The sequence below is a fragment of the Pseudomonas sp. genome (assembly GCF_035277045.1).
In the GTDB taxonomy this organism is placed as follows: domain Bacteria; phylum Pseudomonadota; class Gammaproteobacteria; order Pseudomonadales; family Pseudomonadaceae; genus Aquipseudomonas.
On sequence record NZ_DATELE010000064.1, the window covers coordinates 1 to 3,758 of the forward strand.

Genomic DNA, 3,758 nt, shown 5'->3' on the forward strand with positions numbered 1-3,758 from the left:
TATGGAAGACGCTGGGTCATCATCGTGGCTGTTAGCCTGGTAGGCGTATTTTGCGTGGCCTGTGCTTTCATGAATAACCTGCACACCCTTACGGCAACGCGCTTCCTCACCGGCGTTGGACTGGGCGCGACCATGCCGAACATCACCACTTTGTTGGCAGAGTGCGCCCCGCTGCGCAGGCGTTCTCTGATCGTGACCTCAGCCTGGTGCGGTTTCGGGATGGGTGGAGCGCTTTGTGGCCTGGTCAGCGAGCACCTCATACAGCTTTACAGCTGGCGTTCGGTGTTCGTCACGGGTGGTTTGCTGCCTCTGGTGCTGGTCCTGGCGCTACTGCTCTGGTTACCTGAGTCCCTACGATTCAGATTACAGCGAAATCAGCCCCAAGAGCGGCTTGTAGCGGCAGCCAATTCATTGATACCGGAGAGTGCTCACGCCTCCACACAGTTCATCAACAGTGAAGTAGAGATCTCGGACGTAACGGCACGAGGGCCAGCAGCATTGCTGAATCGTAACTATAGAGTTGGTACCTTGACCATCTGGCTTGCCATGTTCATGGGCTTCTTCCATCTCTACTTCTTGAGCAACTGGCTTCCTCTGACTGCGAGCGCCGCCGGGATGACGTACTCGCAGGCGGCTGCACTCGGCATAATCCTGCAAGTCGGTGGCGCGATCGGAAACTTTACGGTCGGCCTCAAAATGGACCGATTTGAGTCAAATCGCGTGGTAAGCATCATGTTTGCCGGCTGCGCAGTGTTCACGTTCCTGATCGCTCTTTTCAGCAGCTCGTTCGCCATGGTCGGCACACTCGTCTTCTTCTTGGGCTATGTTCTGATGTCCGCGAACGCAGGGTGCTTTGCACTGGGCGCGGACCACTACCCAACGCCGATTCGGGCCACGGGGGTCAGCTGGGTATTCGGTATTGGGCGCATGGGCGCGATTCTGGGAGCAGGTTCAGGGGCGGTCATCATGACTTGGGGGTGGACGATCACCGATATTTTCGTCCTTCTTACCATCCCTGTGATAACAGCGGCTGTAGCCATCTCCTTCAAAAAGCGCATTCACGCCAAGTCACTGTCCACGGCGGTGGAATAATCATGATCGAGCAGATCTCGGAAGGAATTACCAACCTGCTTTAGAGCTCATTATCAGACACCGACCAGAACCCAAGGAGCACCCAAATGAGCACCCCCTTCAAGGTAGGCGACGCCGTCAGCTGGAACTCGGAAGCCGGCGTAATCCACGGCAAGGTCACCAAGGTCCACACCCAGGACGTCGAATTCAAGGGCCGCCAGCGGCATGCCTCAAAGGACAAGCCGCAATACGAGGTCGAGAGCGAGAAGACCGGCCATCATGCGATGCACTACGGCGATGCCCTGAAGCACAGCTGAACAGGCGCTACCAGCTCCCGGAAGCACCACCTCCACCACTGGACCCGCCGCCGCCAGACGAGCCACTGCTGGATCCGGAGCTTGTATCGGAGCTGGAACTGCTGGCGCTGGAGCGATTGCCTTTGCGTGCCCGCGACCTTTTTCGCGAGCGGGAACCTTTGCTCGAGCGCGAGCCCGCGCCGCTGGCGCCATTGCCCATCGCGAAGAACAGCAGCGCCGCGAAGGACGCGAACGGAAGCGCCTGGAGCCATCCTCCAGAGCCTTCGCCCGACGCCAGTGCGAGCAGCACGTAGATGATGACCGTGCAGCCCAGTCGACTGAGAAAGGCCGCGGGTCCGCGTTTCCAGGCTGACTTCATCAGGCTGAAGATCAACCCGTGCAAGCCAGCCACGACCAGCCCCAGCAAGGGGAACACCAGCCAGTGGATAAACGAGATCTCCACGATGTTGAGGTGCACGATCCCCAGAACCGTCACATACGCGCCAAGGCCTGTCAGGCTCCAGAACAGCACCCTCGCCTGCCACAACGCGCCAAAGGTGGCAGCGCCGACGCCCATGGAGATCGGGACCATGAACACCATCATCAGCGACTCATGGCCCCAGGTCGCCGCGACCAAGGCCAGGCTGGCCAGCGCAGCGATTGCCGATGCCCGGCGCCAGTGCAGCTTGCCGGCCGCTATCAGCCCGCCGCCCACCGCACCCAGGATGAATGCCAACAGGACCGCGTACGCCTGCGCAGGCAACGCCTCGACGGACGCTTGGGGCAGCGGTTCGCCGTTCACCAAGCGGATCAGGTCGTCCACCGCCGCTTCGATGCCTCCAGCAAAGTCACCCTTGCGAAAGGCCGGAACCATGTCTTTCTCGATGATGCGATGGGCCAGCAGGTCGGTCACCACCGGCTCAAGCCCGTAGCCAACCTCGATGCGCATCTTGCGGTCGTCCTTGGCCACCAGCAGCAGGATGCCGTCGTCCGCCTCCTTGCGGCCCAGTTGCCAGGCCCTGAATAACTGGTTGGCAAAGTCCTCGATGGTTTGCGCGCCCGTGCCAGGCAAGAGCATCACCGCGATCTGCGCGCCCCGCTGCCGCTCAAGTGCCGCCAGGCGCTCGTTGAGACGGGCCCTGGACGCCGCGTCGAGGGTGTCGGTGAGGTCGATGACGCGCTGGTCGAGGGGGACGCCGACCAGGCCCGGAGGCACTTCGGCGGCATGGGCCGAAGAAAGGAAAAACAGACTTGCAACAAGCACTGACAACACCCGGAGGGAGCATTGGCGCAGGAACACAACCATGAATCGACCACCTGTACCTTTCATCCTGAAAGGGAGGACTCTACCCCAACCGACCGTCGGCCTGCGACCTGGCAGCCGCTCTACCCCGCCCCTTCAAGAGGCCTGCGGGGCCTCGGTGTCAGCGTCGAACAGCCCTTTGATGGTCTCCGCCACCCGCACCCGCACAGCCTCGGGCATGGGCTTGTTGGACAGCGCCTCATACATCCACAAGCCATCAGCGGCCAAGCGCGCGATGAACCGCGTCAGCGCCTGCGGATCATCGAGATCGGCAGGCGCGGGGGCCGCCCAGGTGTCGAGGATACGGTCCCAGGGCGGTGTCAGTTCAGGGTTGCGGGCCCCTTCCAGGCAAAACAGCAACTCGGCACGCGTGGCCAGCCGCGCCGAGTTGCGCACAAACGCAACGTAGCGCTCGACGGCCGTGGCGGCCTCCGCCGGCTTGCCGGCATTGGCCACAAGGCTCGCCTCCCACTGGTCGGCGAGGTGCTGGTTGATGGCCTGGATCAGCGCATCGCGGGACTTGAAGTGGTACATCATGCCGCCACGGGTCACGCCGGCTTCGCCGGCGACCGAGTCGAAGGTCACGGCGGTGATGCCATCGCGGTCGATGACCCGGATGGCGGCTTCGAGGATCTTGTCGCGGTTGCTCACGCGCATGGTCGTGTTTCCTGGCGGTTCAATGGAGGGCGGCCGTGTAGGCAAGCGAGCCGGGGCCGTGTCGACGCAGCAGCACCGACGTCACCAGCGTGCCAAAGGCGAGTACCCCGGCGATGACGTACATCACCATCTGGTAACTGTGGTCGAAGGCCTGCGAGGCAGCCCGGGCCAGGGCGGCGCCGCCGACGCTGTCGGTGCTCGCCAGGTGCATCGCTTCGGCGACGCCAGTACGCGCGACCTCCGCGGTGCCCGCTGGCAATTGCACGTTGGCCGTATACAGCGCCGCGACCAGACTGCCGAGCAGCGCAACGGCAAACAGGCTGCCAAATTCGTAGGCCACCTCCTCCACCGACGACGCCATGCCCGCCCGGTGGGTGGGTGCGTTGCCGACGATGGCGCTTGAGGCCACCGACATCACGGCCCCCAGGCCG

General features: G+C 62.9%; 4 protein-coding genes and 1 pseudogene. 2 read left to right on the forward strand and 3 right to left on the reverse strand.

Annotation, left to right across the window (positions count from 1 at the left end; all coding sequences use genetic code 11):
* Together VJS90_RS02860 and VJS90_RS02865 are read left to right on the forward strand one after the other, a co-directional pair.
* A partial coding sequence (locus VJS90_RS02860) for an MFS transporter (RefSeq protein ID WP_324118903.1) occupies nt 1–1,092 on the forward strand: 1,092 nt, incomplete at its 5' end.
* Nucleotides 1,093–1,178: 86 nt separating this feature from the next.
* Complete coding sequence (locus VJS90_RS02865) at nt 1,179–1,388, forward strand: DUF2945 domain-containing protein (RefSeq protein WP_324118905.1); 210 nt, start codon at nt 1,179–1,181, stop codon at nt 1,386–1,388.
* A gap of 7 nt (nt 1,389–1,395) precedes the next feature.
* Here VJS90_RS02865 and VJS90_RS02870 read toward each other — a convergent pair whose 3' ends face one another.
* The 3 genes and pseudogenes from VJS90_RS02870 to VJS90_RS02880 all read right to left on the reverse strand — a co-directional run.
* Nucleotides 1,396–2,673: a TPM domain-containing protein gene (locus tag VJS90_RS02870; RefSeq protein WP_414704891.1), complete on the reverse strand. Its 1,278-nt coding sequence runs from the start codon at nt 2,671–2,673 to the stop codon at nt 1,396–1,398.
* Between the two features lie 93 nt (nt 2,674–2,766).
* On the reverse strand, nt 2,767–3,327 hold the full coding sequence (locus VJS90_RS02875) for a TetR/AcrR family transcriptional regulator (RefSeq protein ID WP_324118909.1): 561 nt from the start codon (nt 3,325–3,327) through the stop codon (nt 2,767–2,769).
* Nucleotides 3,328–3,346: 19 nt separating this feature from the next.
* Nucleotides 3,347–3,758 (reverse strand): annotated as a pseudogene (locus tag VJS90_RS02880) (MFS transporter); the annotation flags it as partial.

Excerpts from the sequence above, each read along its gene's own strand:
- VJS90_RS02865 (WP_324118905.1), top strand. The coding sequence starts at position 1,179 with ATGAGCACCCCCTTCAAGGTAGGCGACGCCGTCAGCTGGAACTCGGAA.
- VJS90_RS02870 (WP_414704891.1), bottom strand. The coding sequence starts at position 2,673 with ATGGTTGTGTTCCTGCGCCAATGCTCCCTCCGGGTGTTGTCAGTGCTT.
- VJS90_RS02875 (WP_324118909.1), bottom strand. The coding sequence starts at position 3,327 with ATGCGCGTGAGCAACCGCGACAAGATCCTCGAAGCCGCCATCCGGGTC.